This window comes from Giesbergeria sinuosa (assembly GCF_042652905.1).
Classification (GTDB): Bacteria; Pseudomonadota; Gammaproteobacteria; order Burkholderiales; family Burkholderiaceae_C; genus Simplicispira; species Simplicispira sinuosa.
In genome coordinates, this window is sequence record NZ_JBHSHJ010000003.1 from 50,920 (window position 1) to 65,666 (window position 14,747).

Annotated in this window: 13 protein-coding genes; 5 read left to right on the plus strand and 8 right to left on the minus strand. The window is 63.1% G+C overall.

The annotated features are described in order from the left end of the window. Nucleotides 1-204: 204 nt before the first annotated feature. A complete protein-coding gene (locus ACFO6X_RS04830) occupies nucleotides 205-555 on the minus strand; it encodes a DUF2958 domain-containing protein (protein ID WP_382430614.1) in 351 nt (116 codons plus the stop codon). Between the two features lie 279 nt (nucleotides 556-834). On the opposite strand from ACFO6X_RS04830, the gene ACFO6X_RS04835 reads away from it, so the two are divergent. After that, entirely contained in the window at nucleotides 835-1,128 is a 294-nt protein-coding gene (locus tag ACFO6X_RS04835) for a helix-turn-helix domain-containing protein (protein WP_382430616.1), read from the plus strand. Nucleotides 1,129-1,369: 241 nt separating this feature from the next. Further along, on the plus strand, nucleotides 1,370-2,401 hold the full coding sequence (locus ACFO6X_RS04840; protein WP_382430618.1) for a DUF4917 family protein: 1,032 nt from the start codon (nucleotides 1,370-1,372) through the stop codon (nucleotides 2,399-2,401). A gap of 382 nt (nucleotides 2,402-2,783) precedes the next feature. Here ACFO6X_RS04840 and ACFO6X_RS04845 read toward each other — a convergent pair whose 3' ends face one another. After that, the gene (locus ACFO6X_RS04845; protein WP_382430620.1) at nucleotides 2,784-3,098 is read right to left on the minus strand and encodes a DUF736 domain-containing protein; all 315 of its coding nucleotides are present in this window, start codon (nucleotides 3,096-3,098) and stop codon (nucleotides 2,784-2,786) included. Nucleotides 3,099-4,087: 989 nt separating this feature from the next. Between ACFO6X_RS04845 and ACFO6X_RS04850 the strand changes: the two genes are divergently transcribed. Then, entirely contained in the window at nucleotides 4,088-7,354 is a 3,267-nt protein-coding gene (locus ACFO6X_RS04850) for an AAA domain-containing protein (RefSeq protein WP_382430622.1), read from the plus strand. A gap of 17 nt (nucleotides 7,355-7,371) precedes the next feature. After that, entirely contained in the window at nucleotides 7,372-7,749 is a 378-nt protein-coding gene (locus tag ACFO6X_RS04855; protein ID WP_382430624.1) for a hypothetical protein, read from the plus strand. Between the two features lie 206 nt (nucleotides 7,750-7,955). Here ACFO6X_RS04855 and ACFO6X_RS04860 read toward each other — a convergent pair whose 3' ends face one another. From ACFO6X_RS04860 to ACFO6X_RS04870, 3 genes are all read right to left on the minus strand, one after another. Beyond that, nucleotides 7,956-8,159 (minus strand): hypothetical protein, encoded by a 204-nt coding sequence (locus tag ACFO6X_RS04860; protein WP_382430626.1) that lies wholly within the window; start codon nucleotides 8,157-8,159, stop codon nucleotides 7,956-7,958. Between the two features lie 63 nt (nucleotides 8,160-8,222). After that, nucleotides 8,223-10,283 carry a ParB N-terminal domain-containing protein gene (locus ACFO6X_RS04865; protein WP_382430628.1) on the minus strand — a complete coding sequence of 687 codons (2,061 nt, stop codon included), beginning with the start codon at nucleotides 10,281-10,283 and terminating at the stop codon, nucleotides 8,223-8,225. A 65-nt stretch (nucleotides 10,284-10,348) separates the two neighbouring features. Further along, nucleotides 10,349-11,176 carry a DUF932 domain-containing protein gene (locus tag ACFO6X_RS04870; protein WP_382430630.1) on the minus strand — a complete coding sequence of 276 codons (828 nt, stop codon included), beginning with the start codon at nucleotides 11,174-11,176 and terminating at the stop codon, nucleotides 10,349-10,351. 522 nt (nucleotides 11,177-11,698) lie between these two features. Here ACFO6X_RS04870 and ACFO6X_RS04875 point away from each other — a divergent pair. Next, entirely contained in the window at nucleotides 11,699-12,067 is a 369-nt protein-coding gene (locus ACFO6X_RS04875; RefSeq protein ID WP_382430632.1) for a DUF3892 domain-containing protein, read from the plus strand. Nucleotides 12,068-12,127: 60 nt separating this feature from the next. Here ACFO6X_RS04875 and ACFO6X_RS04880 read toward each other — a convergent pair whose 3' ends face one another. The 3 genes from ACFO6X_RS04880 to ACFO6X_RS04890 form a co-directional block, all read right to left on the minus strand. After that, nucleotides 12,128-12,478, minus strand: coding sequence for a DUF2958 domain-containing protein (locus ACFO6X_RS04880; RefSeq protein WP_382430634.1), 351 nt, complete (start codon nucleotides 12,476-12,478; stop codon nucleotides 12,128-12,130). A gap of 276 nt (nucleotides 12,479-12,754) precedes the next feature. Next, a complete protein-coding gene (radC, locus tag ACFO6X_RS04885; protein WP_382430636.1) occupies nucleotides 12,755-13,261 on the minus strand; it encodes a RadC family protein in 507 nt (168 codons plus the stop codon). 371 nt (nucleotides 13,262-13,632) lie between these two features. After that, nucleotides 13,633-14,703 (minus strand): ComEC/Rec2 family competence protein, encoded by a 1,071-nt coding sequence (locus ACFO6X_RS04890; RefSeq protein WP_382430638.1) that lies wholly within the window; start codon nucleotides 14,701-14,703, stop codon nucleotides 13,633-13,635. Nucleotides 14,704-14,747 lie beyond the last annotated feature (44 nt).

Sequence of the window (14,747 nt, forward strand, 5' to 3'; positions counted from 1 at the left end):
ATTCGTCTGAATGCGACGGCTGCGCCGTCAGGAAAATGGCGCGTAGCACTGGATACCGTGCCGCGCCCTGTGCCAAAGATCAGGACTGTTTGCAGCAGGGTTGCACCGCTTCGGTGCAAGCATGCGGATTCAGACCTGCACGGTCTTGACCAAGACTGAAATAGTCACAATGTGCCCCGGCTGGCCGAGCCGCACTGGCTTTCATCAGTCCGTGATCGCGCCGTTCTCTTGCGCCAGCCGGACGTACTCCGATAACGGACGCACCGCGTGGAAATACCGATCGCGTCGCACGGGCAACTTGCGCGGCCCGACGATGCCAGCCAGGTCGGACAACTTGACTGTCCCTAGCGCAGGCATTCCGATACCGAGATCAATCAGGCCGTAGGCCGTGTCGCCATCCGCAGGATCGAGCGACACGAGCAACCAGGTCACATGCGCGTCCAGAGTGAACAGGCGCACCACGGGCAGCGGGTCGAGCTGCTGACCAGCAGCGAGCACCGCGCCGTGGGCCAGCAGCCGGGCGCGTTCATCAGCGGTGACAAGCGGCAGGGTCACGGGCAGCCTCCCAACGAAACCAACGATGCGCGGATGCGCTTTTGTGCCGAAGTGCAGAACCGCCGAAACGCATTCGCGTGGAAGCACGGATGCGCAGAAGCGGAGTTACAGGAAGCCGGAAAGACACGGATGCGTGTCCCCTGTTCTGTCGGAATTCACAGATGCGGATTTCCGTAAAAGTACGAAAGCGGGCCTTTCAGCCATGAATGAACACTATAGATTGTAGCTCTATAGGGCTCAATGAGCTGTCATCTTGGTTTTCATGGGGAAACCAAGTCAGTGGCAGCGAAACACTCATTAGCAGCGGCAATACGGACAGTCAGGAAGGCGCGAGGCTTGAGCCAGGAAGCGTTCTCCGACGTGTCCAGCCGCACCTATATGAGTACGCTGGAACGCGACCTGAAAAGTCCGACCCTGCACAAGCTGACCGAGCTGTGCGAGGTCATGGAGGTTCACCCGCTCACGCTGCTGACGCTGGCCTATACCGGAGACGACCTGCGGCAGGCCGACCAACTGCTGGCGCAAGTGCGGCAGCAGCTGGAGACCGTGACGAAGAAAAGTGACACGCTATAGCGTGTGCGCATGCGCTGGCATGGCTGATCCGGCTCAGCCGGTTCAACGGTGTTCAAGGGGCGCCAAGCTGCGCGCGGCGGGGATAGCCCGCAGGGCTATCCCCCGGAGTACAGCGAGGCATGCAGCTGCAGCAGACTGAGAACGGGGCACGAGTGACCTATCCGCAGTGCGCGCAGGTTCTGAGTCCGTGACCACGCCCGAAAATATCATCATGTAAACGAACAACAAGGAGGAGCCAGGGATGCCATTCCCCATCTCACAGTGGACGCAGATTGCGCCCAACTACCAACAAGGAACGATACTTCTGGGCAACGGGGCGAGCATGGCTGTCTCGCCCGGCTTCGGCTACGGCTCATTGCTGGAGCATGCCCAGCGAACGGGATTGCTCGCCGATGATGTAAATCGCCTCTTTCGCTTTTTCGGAACATCCGACTTTGAGCTGATCCTTCGACTGGTCTGGCAGGCGTCCAACGTCAACAAGTCGCTGGAGATACCAGACCAGCGCACGCATCAGGCCTACCTGAACGTCAGAGAGTGTTTGATTCAAGCCGTTCGCAATGTGCATCCTGAGTACGATCTGGTGAGTGGTCGATTGCCCAGCATGTACCAGTTCTTGAAGGGGTTCGATACAGTCATTTCGCTGAACTACGACTTGCTCGTCTACTGGACGATGACCTATGGCCTGAATGTCGAAGATGGCCATCAGTTCAAGGATTGCTTTCTCGGGAATGGCGCCTTCGATGATGCGTGGCAAAGATTCCGTAACCGTTATCGGGAGCAAACCAACACATTGGTGTTCTATCCCCATGGAAACTTGGCTCTATGCCGCAACGCTGTGGAACAGGAACTCAAGATCCATAGTGCTGGAGCGGGCTTGCTGGAGGCAATCCTGCATGCGTGGCGCAGCGAGCAAGTCGTGCCGCTGTTCGTCAGCGAGGGAACGATGCAGCAGAAGGTGTCCTCCATCCAGAATAGCTACTATCTGTCCACGGTGTACCGGGAGGTGCTCACCTCGCAACGATTCGCGTTGACGCTGTTCGGTTGGGGAATTGGGGAGCACGACAGGCATCTGCTGAAGCGGATGCGTGGGACCGGAGTTCAGCGGGTGGCGGTCTCTGTTTTTCGTGGTAATCAGGTTGACTGCAATTACGCGTATCAAGTCATTCAAGATGATCTTGGACCTGTTCACGTAGATTTCTTCGATAGCGAAAGCCCCGGTTGCTGGATTCACGCAGTGCCACAGCCGGGACTTGGCCAATTAGGGCGCTACTAAAGCGATCCTAAATGCCCAGCCGTAGGCACTGGCCGGGCCGATTCGGCGCAGCCGGTTCGGCGGTATCGAGGGGCGCCAAGCTGTGCGCGGCGGGGATAGCCCGCAAGGCTTTCCCCCGGAGGCAAGCGAAGGTCGCAGCGCCGCAGGCGCGAAGGCGTGAGGGATTGGAGCCGAATGGGCGTGACGGCAAAGACGGCACGGGGCGCAGCCCGCAAAGCCCGGCGGAGCACCGCGCCGATAGGCCAGGCCCAGACAACCATTACAGACGCTGCCTCTAGACAGGAAGACACGGCCCGCCATGGGCCACGACCTGCTGCCGCCGCGTTGGAGGCTAACCTACTGCGCAGCGCCCCGCCGCATGGCGGGGCGCTGCGGGCGGCGGTCACGCCGCCTGGGGCTTGCTGCGTGACCAGATCAGGTCGTGCGTGCCGTCTTCGCCCTCGATCAGGCGGGCGTAGACCGTGGCCGCGAACGAAGGGTCGTCGAGGGTCACGGAGATGTACTCCCGCCCGGCCTCGCTGGTCTTCTTCCACGCCGCGCCGATGTCGTGGCTGGCCGCCTGCAGGCGGAAGTCCGGGGCTTTCTCGTTGTCGCCCTTGTCGTTGGGAACCAGCTTGACCTTGACGTTGAGCGTCAAGGTGCGAAGCGTGCCGGTGAAGCCGTCTTTGTCTGCGTTGAAGCTGCCGATGTTGGCCATGATGAAACTCCTTTTCGGTGGAACAAGGTTCGCGCCCATCGCGTCCTTGTTGTGATCCGGCCTGCGGGGGACGGGCGGGCTGCACCGCTTGCGGGCGCAACGCAGTGGAGAGCCGGGAGACGAAGAGAATTTGCCGCGCGAGGAATCTGCGCAGCTGAGGGGAAATTGTTTTCGCCGGACGGTTGCAGCCATGAAGCCAGAGGCGCAGCCGCGCCACCGCCAGGATTCACAACAACACAAGGACGCCTTGGGCCGAACCACTCCGAAAGGAGACTGGCCGACTCGACATCCCCGCACGAAGTCTGCACCGGCATGCTTGCCGACGCGGGCCAGGTCAAACACCCCGACGACAAGCGAGAACATCCCCGCCGCACTCTGCGGCGCCAGTCTTGAGGCGTGGTGTGGAATCTCCATGGCGAGGCTGAGCGGTATGTCCGTGAACCGTCCTTCGTGACGTGATGGGCAAGAACCGGCAGCGTTGAGGAAGACACGCATGCGCGCAACCTGTCTCAGCAAGCCACGGCGTATCCACCCCCGCCCCGCCCTGCCCTTCGCCGGCGGGACGCTGGCCTGGCCGATCCGGCGAAAACCGGTTCGGCGGTATTCAGGGGCGCCAAGCCGCGCGCGGCTGGGATGGGCCTTGCGCCGATCCCCTGGAGGTAAGCGAAGCGCGCAGCGCCACCGGGCGCGAAGGCGTGGGGGATTGAAGCCGGATGGCCGTGACAGCGAAGTCGGCACGGGGCGCAGCCCGAAAGCCCGGCGGTGCGGCGCACCGACACGCTACACGGCTCCCGTTTACCACTTTGTCAGCCACCACGACAGCGAAGTACGGCGTCCGTGGGAAAGCCAGGGCATAGCAATATGGAAAATCAAAGCATCACTGAGGTGTCCCGCATGCGAACTGCATCCATGGTAATTCAAGCCAATGGACGGCAAATGCCCGCAGCGTGGACTCTGAAGCAAACCAAGAACATGAAAGGGAAGGCATCTTGAAAGAGTCCGAGAACATCGTTCGGTACTGGCATGCAGTCGAGTTGCTGCAGCCGCAATCGGCCCCCAAGATCAAAAAGCGCAACAGTCCCCATGGGGCATTCATTCACGACACGCCGTGCACACGCCCCATCCCTCCTTGGGCACCCGAGAGCATCGTCAGCAAGCAGGCGCTTCCCGACACGCGCGCATGGAGCCACACGCTCTATGCCCACCTGTACGACAGTCGGCTCGTCGCCGCCGCACTCCAAGAACTGTACGGTGCCGACCAGGGCTACCGCGAACCACAGAACCGAGAGTCAGCCCTGTTCGCCGCGAAGTTCACCATGAGCGGGCAACTGGTGGAGGACAGTTTCGTGCTCTCCAGCGAAGCCTGGCTCCTCGGACGGGCGTTGGCGAAAAAGGACTGGACGCGCGGGTTCGAGGACGATCAACGAGTCGCCGCCGAGCAGGCGCTAACGCAGCTGCCGGGCCAGGTGTCCGGCGACGCGCTGCGGGACTTCACCCGGTGGGTGCTGCAGTTCCTCGGCGTGGCGGACTTCTTTGCGACTGTTGAGCGCCCACCACTGCGATTCCGTTCCCAACCCGTCAAACCCGACAAGCCCACATCGGAGGACGATCCGCTCAACAGCTTCCTGCTCGACGATCTGGCCACCGTTGCTGACAGTCTCAGCAAGGGCGTGGCGAGCGAAGCGTTGAACCAATACCTTCGCCGCCACAATCCGCAACCGCGGCTGCACATCGACAGCGACGACGCATCCCGGTCGCTGATCGAGCGGCTGATGCCGCAGGCCCATGCCGATAGCTGCTGGCCTTCCGAACGGCACCTGGGGCTTGTGCATTCCCAGCAACTGGCCGTAAACACGGTACTGTCCAAGCTCGCTGACGGACAAGGACTTCTGGGAGTCAATGGCCCGCCGGGCACGGGCAAGACGACCCTGCTGCGCGACTTGATCGCCGCCATCATCACCAGCCGGGCCGACGTGCTTGCTACGCTGCGCCGCGCATCCGACGGTTTCGCCAGCAACGCGCGCGAAGCCTGCAACGATGGCGGCAAGGGACAGGTCGCCTTCAAGCTCAATCCTGCGCTGTACGGCTTCGAGATTGTAGTCGCTTCGTCCAACAACGGCGCCGTGGAGAACGTCACCCTTGAACTGCCCCAGCGCGACAAGATCGACGAGAGCTGGCTGCCCGAGGCCGAGCACTTCGCCGACCTGGGCGAACTGATCACCGGCAAGCCGGCCTGGGGATTGATTTCTGGTGCGCTGGGCAGCAAGGCGCGGCGCAAGGCGTTCGTGGACCGCTACTTCTACGGGCAGAGTCCATCGGCCAGCCAAGGCAAGGTGGACAGCAACGAGGATGCCAACGACGAAACCGACGATGAGAATGTCGTCAAGACCTTGTTTGCCAGCCCGGCCACTGCTGCCGGGGCCGATGGCCTTCAAGCTCCTCCAGAACTACAGAAGAAGGCGCCGCAAGGCCTGATGGCATGGCTTGGCGGGCATAGTCAGCTCAACAAGGAGCGCAAGCCGGAAGAACGCCAAGCCCTGTGGCAGCAGGCGGTCGCCGAGTACGAGGCGGCCAAGGCGCAGGTTCGCTCGGCATGCGCCGATGCCTCCCGCATCCGTGCTCTGATCCAGACGCTGGAAACGACCAGGAAGAAGATCACCGAAACGACCGCCACCGTGCAAGCGCTAGAAAATCGCTTGGAGCACACGACGGAACAACAGGCACGTCTGGATGCCGAGGAACGCCGCCCCGCCAATGCGGCGTTCAAGCATGCGCTGGAGGCGCTTGCACAGCACCAAGCTAGCAAACCAGGGTTCTGGGCGAACCTATGCAGTCTGTGGGGAGCGTCACGCACCTGGAACACTGTGCTGAAACTGCTGCAAGACCGGCATGGTCTCGCCAAGGCCGAGTTCGACCGCATCGCACGACTCGCCAAGCAGTTCGAGGACTCCAGGCAGCAACTGGATCTGCAGATCGCCAATGCGCAGCAGGCGTTGAAAAAAATGCGGGCGGAAAATCAATCCCTGACGCAACAGGCCAGCGATCTGGCCAGCGCTTGCCGGGCCGACCATCTGCTGGCATGGCTGCGAGGCGGCGTCATCGGTCGTGGCGACACCATCGAACTGGCCGAACCCTGGAACATCGAGGGCTGGCGACAGGCCCGAGCGCGCGTCTTCGTCCAGGCACTGAAGCTGCATCGGACGTTCTTCGAGCTGGAGGCGGCACGGATGCGCTCCAACCTGTTCCTGATCAACGCGATGTTGACCGGCACCCACCTGCAAGGACTCTCGCACGAGGCAATTCGCTCGGCTTGGGCCTCGTTGTTCATGGTCGTGCCGGTGCTCAGCAGCACCTTTGCCTCGTTCGCGCGCTCTTTCCGCTCGTTGGGGCCGGGGGAGATCGGCTGGCTGCTGGTTGATGAAGCCGGACAGGCAACTCCGCAAGCAGCGGTGGGGGCGCTGTGGCGCTCCCGGCGCGCGCTGCTGGTGGGTGACCCTCTCCAGCTCAAGCCGATCGTCACCGTGTCCGACGCAGTGCTGGAACACATGCGCACGCGCTACCGCGTCGATGCGCATTGGCTCCCCAACAGACAGTCCGCGCAGACCTTGGCAGACCAGGCCACGACATGGGGCCGTCTGGCGGGACCGGCCGACAGCAAGACGTGGGTGGGGTTGCCCTTGGTCGTGCATCGGCGCTGCGACAAGCCGATGCACGGGCTGGCCAACCGCATCGCCTACGACGGTGCGATGGTGTACGGCACCATCGCACCGCGCGCCGACAAGGAGACGCGCGCGCGCCTGCCGACCGGATGGATTCACGCCAGCGGAGCATCTGACGGGAACTGGGTGCCGGCCGAAGGAGAGGCTTTGCGGGCACTGCTCGCCCTGTTGCGCATGGACGGCGTGGATGCGGCCGACATCTCGGTCATCACGCCCTTCAAGGCTGTCCAGGAAAACCTCAAACGCCTGCTCGGCGACACGATGGTTTCCGGAACCATCCACACCATGCAGGGTAAGGAGGCTCCCATCGTCATCATGGTGTTGGGCGGCAATACCGAAGGTTCCGGCGCACGGGAGTGGGCGGTCTCGGAACCCAACCTGTTGAACGTGGCGGCCACACGGGCAAAGCGGCGCTTCTACGTGATCGGCGACCGGAACGACTGGCAGAACCGGTCGTTGTTTTGCGATGTCATGGACCTCTTGCCGCTCCAGCGCCTCCCCGAGCGCGAAGCAGTATTGACGTCCCAACCTCAATAGAAGTGCAGGACTGGAACATGAGCCCATCCATTCGCTTCGTCCCGATCACCGTGCTGTGCCTGCTGCTCGCAGCCTGCTTCGAAACATTTCCGCCGGTCTCATCGGCCGTCGTGACCCATCATCAGGGCGTAAAACCACAAGGCGCAACGCAGCAACTCTCGCCGGAGCAAATCGCTTCGGTGTCTGCATGGCTACAGGATCACCGCTGGGGCTGGTATCCCGTGACCGCCACCTACGGTCCCGGAATTCTGATTTTGGCGACGCATGCCGATGGCACGCTTTTCCGCATCAACCTGATGCAGAAGGTGCTGATCGTGGGACAGCATCAGCGCAGCCTCTCCAAGGAAGAGAGTCGGGAGTTGCATTCAATGATCGGTACGAAAGATGATCGATAGAGCCCTTTAGACAGGCCCAGATGAACCCGATGGCGCGCGGATGCTTCGATTGCCGCCTGTCGCGAGTCTGCGGTATCCGACCACATCGGGCAGCAGGCACGATGCTGCTGTTGGCCTTCCACACCGGGCGCGGCCACTGCCGCGCCCGGATTTTTTGGTATCCACCGGCCCCAGGGCGGGACGACCTGGGGCCGGTGCTGGCTTGCCTATTCCTTCGTCTCGATAAGCCACCACACGGCACGCGGCAAGGTGCGGCCCGTGATGGGGTGAATGTCCGTGAGGTCAGCGCAGGCCGTCCAACCGCGAGGCGGACGGCGCCCGCGCACGTCGCCGTGCCAGCGGCGGACGCGCACCGCGCCTGGTGCGTAGGTCGCCACCATGCGCGGGCGGCTGATAGCGGTGCGGGTCATGGGCGGTTCTCCTTCCAAGCGAAGCGCCCCGATCGAGGCCGGGGCGCTTGCCTTTGGCGCGGGTCAAGCGGCCAGCGCCTCGGCGGGCTCATCCGCCACTGCTTCGGCATCCTCCGGGGCTTCCTGCTGCGGGCCATCTTCCGACGCGGCTTGCTGCGGGCCATCGGCCTTGAAGATCGCCGGCATCCAGCCCGTGCCATCGGCCAGCCGTTCGGCTTCGCTGGCAATGTCGGCCTTCTTGAGCTTCGCCAGCCGCGTGACGTGATCCGGCGCGTACTCGCCCACAGCTTGCAGAATCGCTGCCTTCGGAACGTGCCTGAAGTAGCCTTCGGCGGTCGGCTGCCACCATGCGGCCATGTCTAGGCCCACGGCCTGCGCCAGTTCCTTGCCGGGCTGGCGCGGCGCGGCGCGGGGCGTCACCACGTCTACCGTGGAGGCCACGCACACGGCCAGCAGCTTGACCAGCTCGCCTTGCTCCATCGCCAGCAGCGCACAGAACAGTTCGGCGCTGTCCTCGGGCAGCTTGCCGGCCCATGCCTGTTGCAGTTCGCGCAGCGCCTCGGCGGCGGACGATTCAAGCCAGTCCGGGGCCATGCTTTCCAGCCGGTCTTGCGGCGTGAGGCGCACGCCCAGTGGCAGAGAATCACGGTTGAGGCCGTAGCCGCTTTCCTGCAAAACGGTCTGCACCATGCCATGCACCAGCGCGGCCAGCGCCGCTTGCGGATGCCGGGCGACTTCGATTTGCAGCGCCGCCGTGCGGTGCGCACTCAAGCGTTGCGCCAGCCGGTCGGACATGGCGGCGGTCTTGGGTTGCTCGTCGTCCTCGCCTTCGGCGTCGTTCGCAGCATCGTCGCCGAAAACCTGACGCAGCCGCTCCAGCGTGCGCAGCGCCTTGGCCTCGGCCTCGCGCAGCAGGCCGCGATGAATCACGGCTTCGCCGTTGCGGTCGATGGTGACGATGGCACCGGCGGCGGCCTTCACGGTCGCGCCGTAGTCCTGCAACCCATCTTCCAGCGCCTGCAACTGTTCGCCCATGGCTTCGCCTTCCTTTTGCAGCGCGTCGGCCTTGTCCTCGTCCTCGGCATCCAGTGCGGCGTCGAGCGCTTCGCCCACCTCCTGCATCTTGGTTTGCAGCTTCTCGATGCGCTGCGCCTCACGCTTGCTCGGTTCTCGCCGCTCCCTCTGCGCACGCTGGAAGGCGTGCAGGTCGGCATGGGTGACGCCGGGCGTGGCATCCACCCATGCCCAGCCTTCGGCCTTCACCTCGGCGGCGATGCCTGCCAGCTTGTCTTGCGCCAGCCGTTCCAGCAGCGCGGCATCGGTCAGATACACGCCCGCATCGCCTTCCGCGAACAGGTCGCGGCGCACGCCACCGCCTGCAGACTCGTAGGCATCCAGCCCGACAAAGCGCACCAGCGGATGCCGGTAGGCGTCGATTTCGCGCTCGGTGAGACGTTCGCGCAAGTTGGACGGGTGACGCTGCCACGTCGGAGCATCGTAGAAAGCACTTTCCTGCGCGGTGTGGTCGTCGGTGATGACAAGCGCCATCAACTGATCGAGCGTGACGGCATCGGCGCGGTAGTCGGCCATCAGGCGCGGCGAGACGTTGGCCAGCTTCAAACGGCGCTGCACCACCAGCGGCGTGACGGAAAAGTCCGCCGCAATGTCCTCGATGGGCCGGCCTTCGGCCACCAGCGCCGCGAACGCTTCAAACTGGTCTGCCGGGTGCATCGCTTCACGCTGCACGTTCTCGGTGAGGCTGGCGGTTCGCGCCGTGCCATCGGCCACCAGCAGGCAAGGCACGTCCCATTCCTTCGGGATACGGCGCTTCTTCGCCAGCAGCTTCAATGCGGCCAGCCTGCGGCCACCGGCCACGACTTCGTAGTGCTCGCCATCGGCGGCGGCGATCACGATGAGATTTTGCAGCAGGCCCACGCGCTGGATGGATGCGGCCAGTTCGGGAATGGACATGCGCTGGGTCTTGCGCACGTTGCGGCCCGTGGGGCGCAGCAGCAGCCGCGACAGCGGAACCAGAATCAGGTTCTTGCTAGGGTCGGCGGCTTCCAGCGGGATAGCGGCAGCGACGTTGATGGCGCGGGCTTCGGTTTGGGTAATGGCGTTCATGGTGTATCTCCAATCGAGTGAAACAAGGGAATGGAGGGGAACCGCCCCTCCGGCGGTGGGACAATTCAGGCCTTGAGGACGCGCATGCCATCGGCCAGCAGCCACAGGGCGCGGTTCAGACGGATGTTTTGGTCAATACCCTGCACCGGGCGCGTGCTTTGCCTGCGGCCATTTGCGGCGCGGCCATGCAAGCCACCCTTGGTCAAGTTCTCCTGCGTGCGGTTGAACACGCTCCACAGGTCGGGGCGGCGGTCGTCGAACCGGCGCGGCATCAGGACTTGCGATTCCGTGATGGGTGCGGGCTTGTCCGGGTCGTCGTACTTGAGGGACAGCGCGGCACGGGCGAACACTTCGGCTTCGCCATCGTCCAGCGTTATGCCGCGCATCAGGTCGCGGGATGCCTTCACCAGCTCGAAGCCGCCCAACACTTGATAAGCGCCTTCGATGACGTGCCCGGCCACGTCGCCTTTGTGGGGCACGCGCACGTCCGCCACGGTGTCGCCGCAGACAAGGCCATTGCTGCAAACGAAGCGGAACATCCCGGCCAGCATCTGATAGCTGCTCGTCCCGTCATGGGAATTGAGCAACACGATTTCATTGGCTTCCGCTCCGTTGATCTGGCTGGCATGGCGCAGGCGCAGCATGTGTTTCGTGTGCTCGCGCTTGCCTTCATCGCGCACGCGGGTCTGCGTCACCATGAAGGGCTGAAAACCTTCCTTGCGCAGTTCGGTCAGCACGGCGGCGGTGGGGATGTAGCTGTACCGCTCGGAACGGCTCTCATGCGGGGCGTCCGCGAAGATGGACGGGGCCACGCGGCGGATTTGGTCATCGGACAGCGGGGAATCGCTGCGCAGCGACGGGGAACGGGAAGCGAAACGGGTTGCGAGTTGCATGGTCTTTCTCCTGACAAAAAGGGTTGCTGTTCACACCGCACACCGGATTCCAAGATTCGGAGCCCAGCCTTTCGGCTGTTCGGTGCGGTCGGCACGAAGAACCCGGTTGGCCTCGTTGCCACCGTCTTTCCTGAGTTCATCGCCCGCGACGGTCAGGAGCGCGCGGACGGGGGCCGTCAAGGAAACAAGCGCGGGGTTGGTGCGGCCCGCAGGCGCAGCCGAGGACACGGCCCTGCGCGCCTTGACGGCACACGGCCGCGGGCTACAGTCGCGAGCAAGGTGATGGGGTCAGGAGAGATGGCTGGACAGGCAACGGCCACCTTGATGTGCTGACCGTACGGCAAGCGAAGCGCGCAGGCCCGGATCGGGAAGCCGGGCCGGAGGCGTCAGCCGAGCGGAGCGAGGGAACGATGGAAGCCCGAATGGGGCGAGACGCCGCAGGTGGCTCGATGCGCAGCAGGACAGCGCGACCGGCCATGTCTTCTTGGCCGGGGACGCCCATTTCAGCTTGAGCAGGTATGGATGGCTGCAGCAGTTGAAATCTACGCAAGCACCCCCACTTTCCCTCTCGATGTTCGCCATCTACACAAGGGGAGGGATATGGCAGATTTTTGCATCACGGCCGTGCGGTACAACCAAGACCACAGTCACATCGAGTTCGTTCGTGTAAAAGAAGAAAAACCCGGAGAAATCGGGCCGAATCGAACTGTGCCGCGAGCGTTCGTGGCCGACCTCATTCGCCTTGGCAAGGTGACATTCCAGACCCGGACAGAAACGCCCGAAAAAAAATGGAAGGTTGGTGCGCAGGTGCATGTCATCGACGATGTCTACCTGACGACCAACAAGAACAGCACCAAGCGGGACAATCTGGAGAACCTGCCGGAGTTCTAAGGGGCTCGTGTTGCCTCGCGTCGGGTTTGAAGGGGCGTCCTGCGACGCCCCAGGGCCGGGTCAAACGACGACCCGCCCAGCCAGGCGCGCATCGCGCGCATAGGCGCTCAACCGCTTCTCGGCGCGGAACGACAGGTCACGCTCGATCGGCAGGCCCAGCCCACCGCGCACAGTCGCCAACTCGCCTAGGCTGACCCAGCCGATTTCCGGCATCCCCAAGCCCAGGTCGCACAAGCCGAAGGCGTGATCGTGGTCGTCGGGATCAATCTCGGTCAGCAGCCAGGTCGCGCCAGCGTCCGGCGTGAAGAGCTTGACCACGGGCGCCGGATCGAAGTCCGGGTTGTCCAAAGAGTCGCGGCCGTTGGCCAGCAGCATCGCGCGCTGCGCGTCGGTGATGAGTGCGTTGTTCATGGTGAACTCCTGAAGATTGCCGGGCGGAATTGCCCGTCACCTCCGGGGCACGACGCAGCGCAAGCGGTCAGGGGTCGAAGACGGCCGGAGGCCGCCAGCGTGCTTGCACGCGCAGCCCTTGACGGCGAGAACGCCGTGGCACGATGAAGGGAACAGCAAGACCGCCCCACCCCACCACACACGCAGACCTGCCTTTGGCAAGTGCGCAGCACGCGCAGGCCTGTAGGACGGAGCTACGCCACTGGGCGCAGCAAAAAGGGGCCGAAGCCCCCGTGGTTAGAGCAGGCCACATTCGGCAAATGAAGTGGTGACCGCGCCGCCGACGACGACGTGATCCAGCGTGCGCACGTCCACCAGCGCCAGGGCCTCCTTGAGACGCTGGGTCAGAACCCTGTCGGCCTGGCTCGGCTCGGGACTCCCGCTCGGATGATTGTGCGAAAAGACCACCGCTGCCGCGTTGAGCCGCAGGGCCTCCTTCACCACCTCGCGCGGATACACCGATGCCTGGTCGATGGTGCCGCGGAACAGTTCCACGTACTCGATCAGCCGATGCTGGCTGTCGAGGAACAGAGCCGCGAAGACTTCGTGCCCAAAGCTGGCCCGCTTGGTGCGCAGGTAGTCCATGACCAGCGCCGGCGATGTGAACAGTGTCCCGCGTGGGTTCTTCAGATCGATGACCTGGCGTGCCGCCGCCAGAATCTGGTCCGCCGACACCAACAGGTAACGCCCCTGTGCGTCACGCACCAGCAGCGAAGAATCGAGAGACAGAGAAAGTTGCGACATGATCGTGCTCCGGTTGCTCAGGCGGAATTGCCTGGAACCGGCCCCAGCACGGCGCAGCGCAAGCTGTCACAGGGTCGAAGACGGCCATGGCCGCAAGCGCCAAAGGCGCGCAGCCCTTGACGGCGAGAACGCCGTGATACGGTGAAGGGAACAGCAAGACCGCCCACAGCCCACCACCCGCAGAGATGACGGATGGGCAAGCGCAGCGCGCAGGCCCTCAAGGGCCGGAGGCGTCAGGGATCAAAGCCGGATGGCCGCGACTCGGCACGAGGCGCGGGGCACAGCCCGCGAGCCCGACGGCGGAACGCCGGGATGCACGCAATAGAGTCAGCAGATCAGAAGTCGAAAATCCGTGCCAACTTCAATCAATGTCAGTTTTCTTGATCTTCGGGATATGCCGCTTGGGGAATCGGTACCCAGCCCTCGCGGGTGATGCCTGCCCCGATGCGTATGTTTTGGCTTTCGGTCGCAGCCCAGTGTCCGCCCCGGTGCAATATGGCACGAATCACCGACTTCCGCGGATGATCCTCATCCGCCTTGGCAGAGCTGCAGATTGCATTCCAAGTATGCTTGTCTGGCATGCTGTCCAAGCGTGGGCCAACCAGTTGGTCCAGAATTTCAGTCGAGACATTGTGCCGCCCACCATGGTGAGGCACCTGAAAATACCGAATGCCCGGTAGCGCGAGTCCGGCGAAAGGCGCGTAGCCAATCACTTCTTGCAGCGCCTCACGCCCGGCATCGCCAGTGAGCATGACACGATGACCGTTCAAGACGGCCGACTGCACCACGCTCATTTCATTTTCACGACTGGTCGGCTCGGGCGGGAAATATTCTTCTCCCCACAAGGACTTGATGTAGGCGGTCGCAGCCTTCACAGCCCGGAATATGCTGCTCAGCGCGCTATCTAGAGCACTTTCTTCAACAGCTTCCGGAGTCTTCGCGGAGTCCACGATCAGGTCCAGGTAGCGTTCCAGGCTAGGAGCCATGACCGTGAACGGGCCGATGCTCTGCCCCTGTAGAGGCGCATGGATTGGAATTTTCTTCGCCACCGCAAGATCCTCAAGAATTGCTGTGGCATCGTAGATGGAGCGCAACTTCCGTCGCAGTGCTTCAACCGATTCATAGGTTTCAAAGCGATCGATCAACTGGTCTGCGTATATCCACGGCCGGTTGATCCAAAGATTCTTGACCGTGCATTGCTCCAGGACTTTTCGCAGCCCATTGGCGTGATCGCGATCGGGGTGCGTGAGGATCACATGGTCGATGACTGTGGTTCCATAGAACGTCTTCAGATGCTCGACGATCTGATCCCCTGTATCCAGATACCCACCGTCAACGACGTGTACACCCTCCGTACCATTTACCGAGTAGCGCAGCGTGATCGCATCGCCGCTTTTCGCGGTTTCGACGCCAAGAAAATCGATCTCGAAGTAATCAGCCATACATCCCTCTTGTTCTATGCCAACAAAGTGCCGGTGGCTTCACA

What these genes read in the sequence shown, in the direction of transcription:
- ACFO6X_RS04840 (WP_382430618.1), top strand. Translation starts at nt 1,370, where the DNA reads ATGCCATTCCCCATCTCACAGTGGACGCAGATTGCGCCCAACTACCAA.
- ACFO6X_RS04845 (WP_382430620.1), bottom strand. Translation starts at nt 3,098, where the DNA reads ATGGCCAACATCGGCAGCTTCAACGCAGACAAAGACGGCTTCACCGGC.
- ACFO6X_RS04855 (WP_382430624.1), top strand. Translation starts at nt 7,372, where the DNA reads ATGAGCCCATCCATTCGCTTCGTCCCGATCACCGTGCTGTGCCTGCTG.
- ACFO6X_RS04860 (WP_382430626.1), bottom strand. Translation starts at nt 8,159, where the DNA reads ATGACCCGCACCGCTATCAGCCGCCCGCGCATGGTGGCGACCTACGCA.
- ACFO6X_RS04865 (WP_382430628.1), bottom strand. Translation starts at nt 10,283, where the DNA reads ATGAACGCCATTACCCAAACCGAAGCCCGCGCCATCAACGTCGCTGCC.
- ACFO6X_RS04870 (WP_382430630.1), bottom strand. Translation starts at nt 11,176, where the DNA reads ATGCAACTCGCAACCCGTTTCGCTTCCCGTTCCCCGTCGCTGCGCAGC.
- ACFO6X_RS04875 (WP_382430632.1), top strand. Translation starts at nt 11,699, where the DNA reads ATGGCTGCAGCAGTTGAAATCTACGCAAGCACCCCCACTTTCCCTCTC.
- ACFO6X_RS04880 (WP_382430634.1), bottom strand. Translation starts at nt 12,478, where the DNA reads ATGAACAACGCACTCATCACCGACGCGCAGCGCGCGATGCTGCTGGCC.
- radC (WP_382430636.1), bottom strand. Translation starts at nt 13,261, where the DNA reads ATGTCGCAACTTTCTCTGTCTCTCGATTCTTCGCTGCTGGTGCGTGAC.
- ACFO6X_RS04890 (WP_382430638.1), bottom strand. Translation starts at nt 14,703, where the DNA reads ATGGCTGATTACTTCGAGATCGATTTTCTTGGCGTCGAAACCGCGAAA.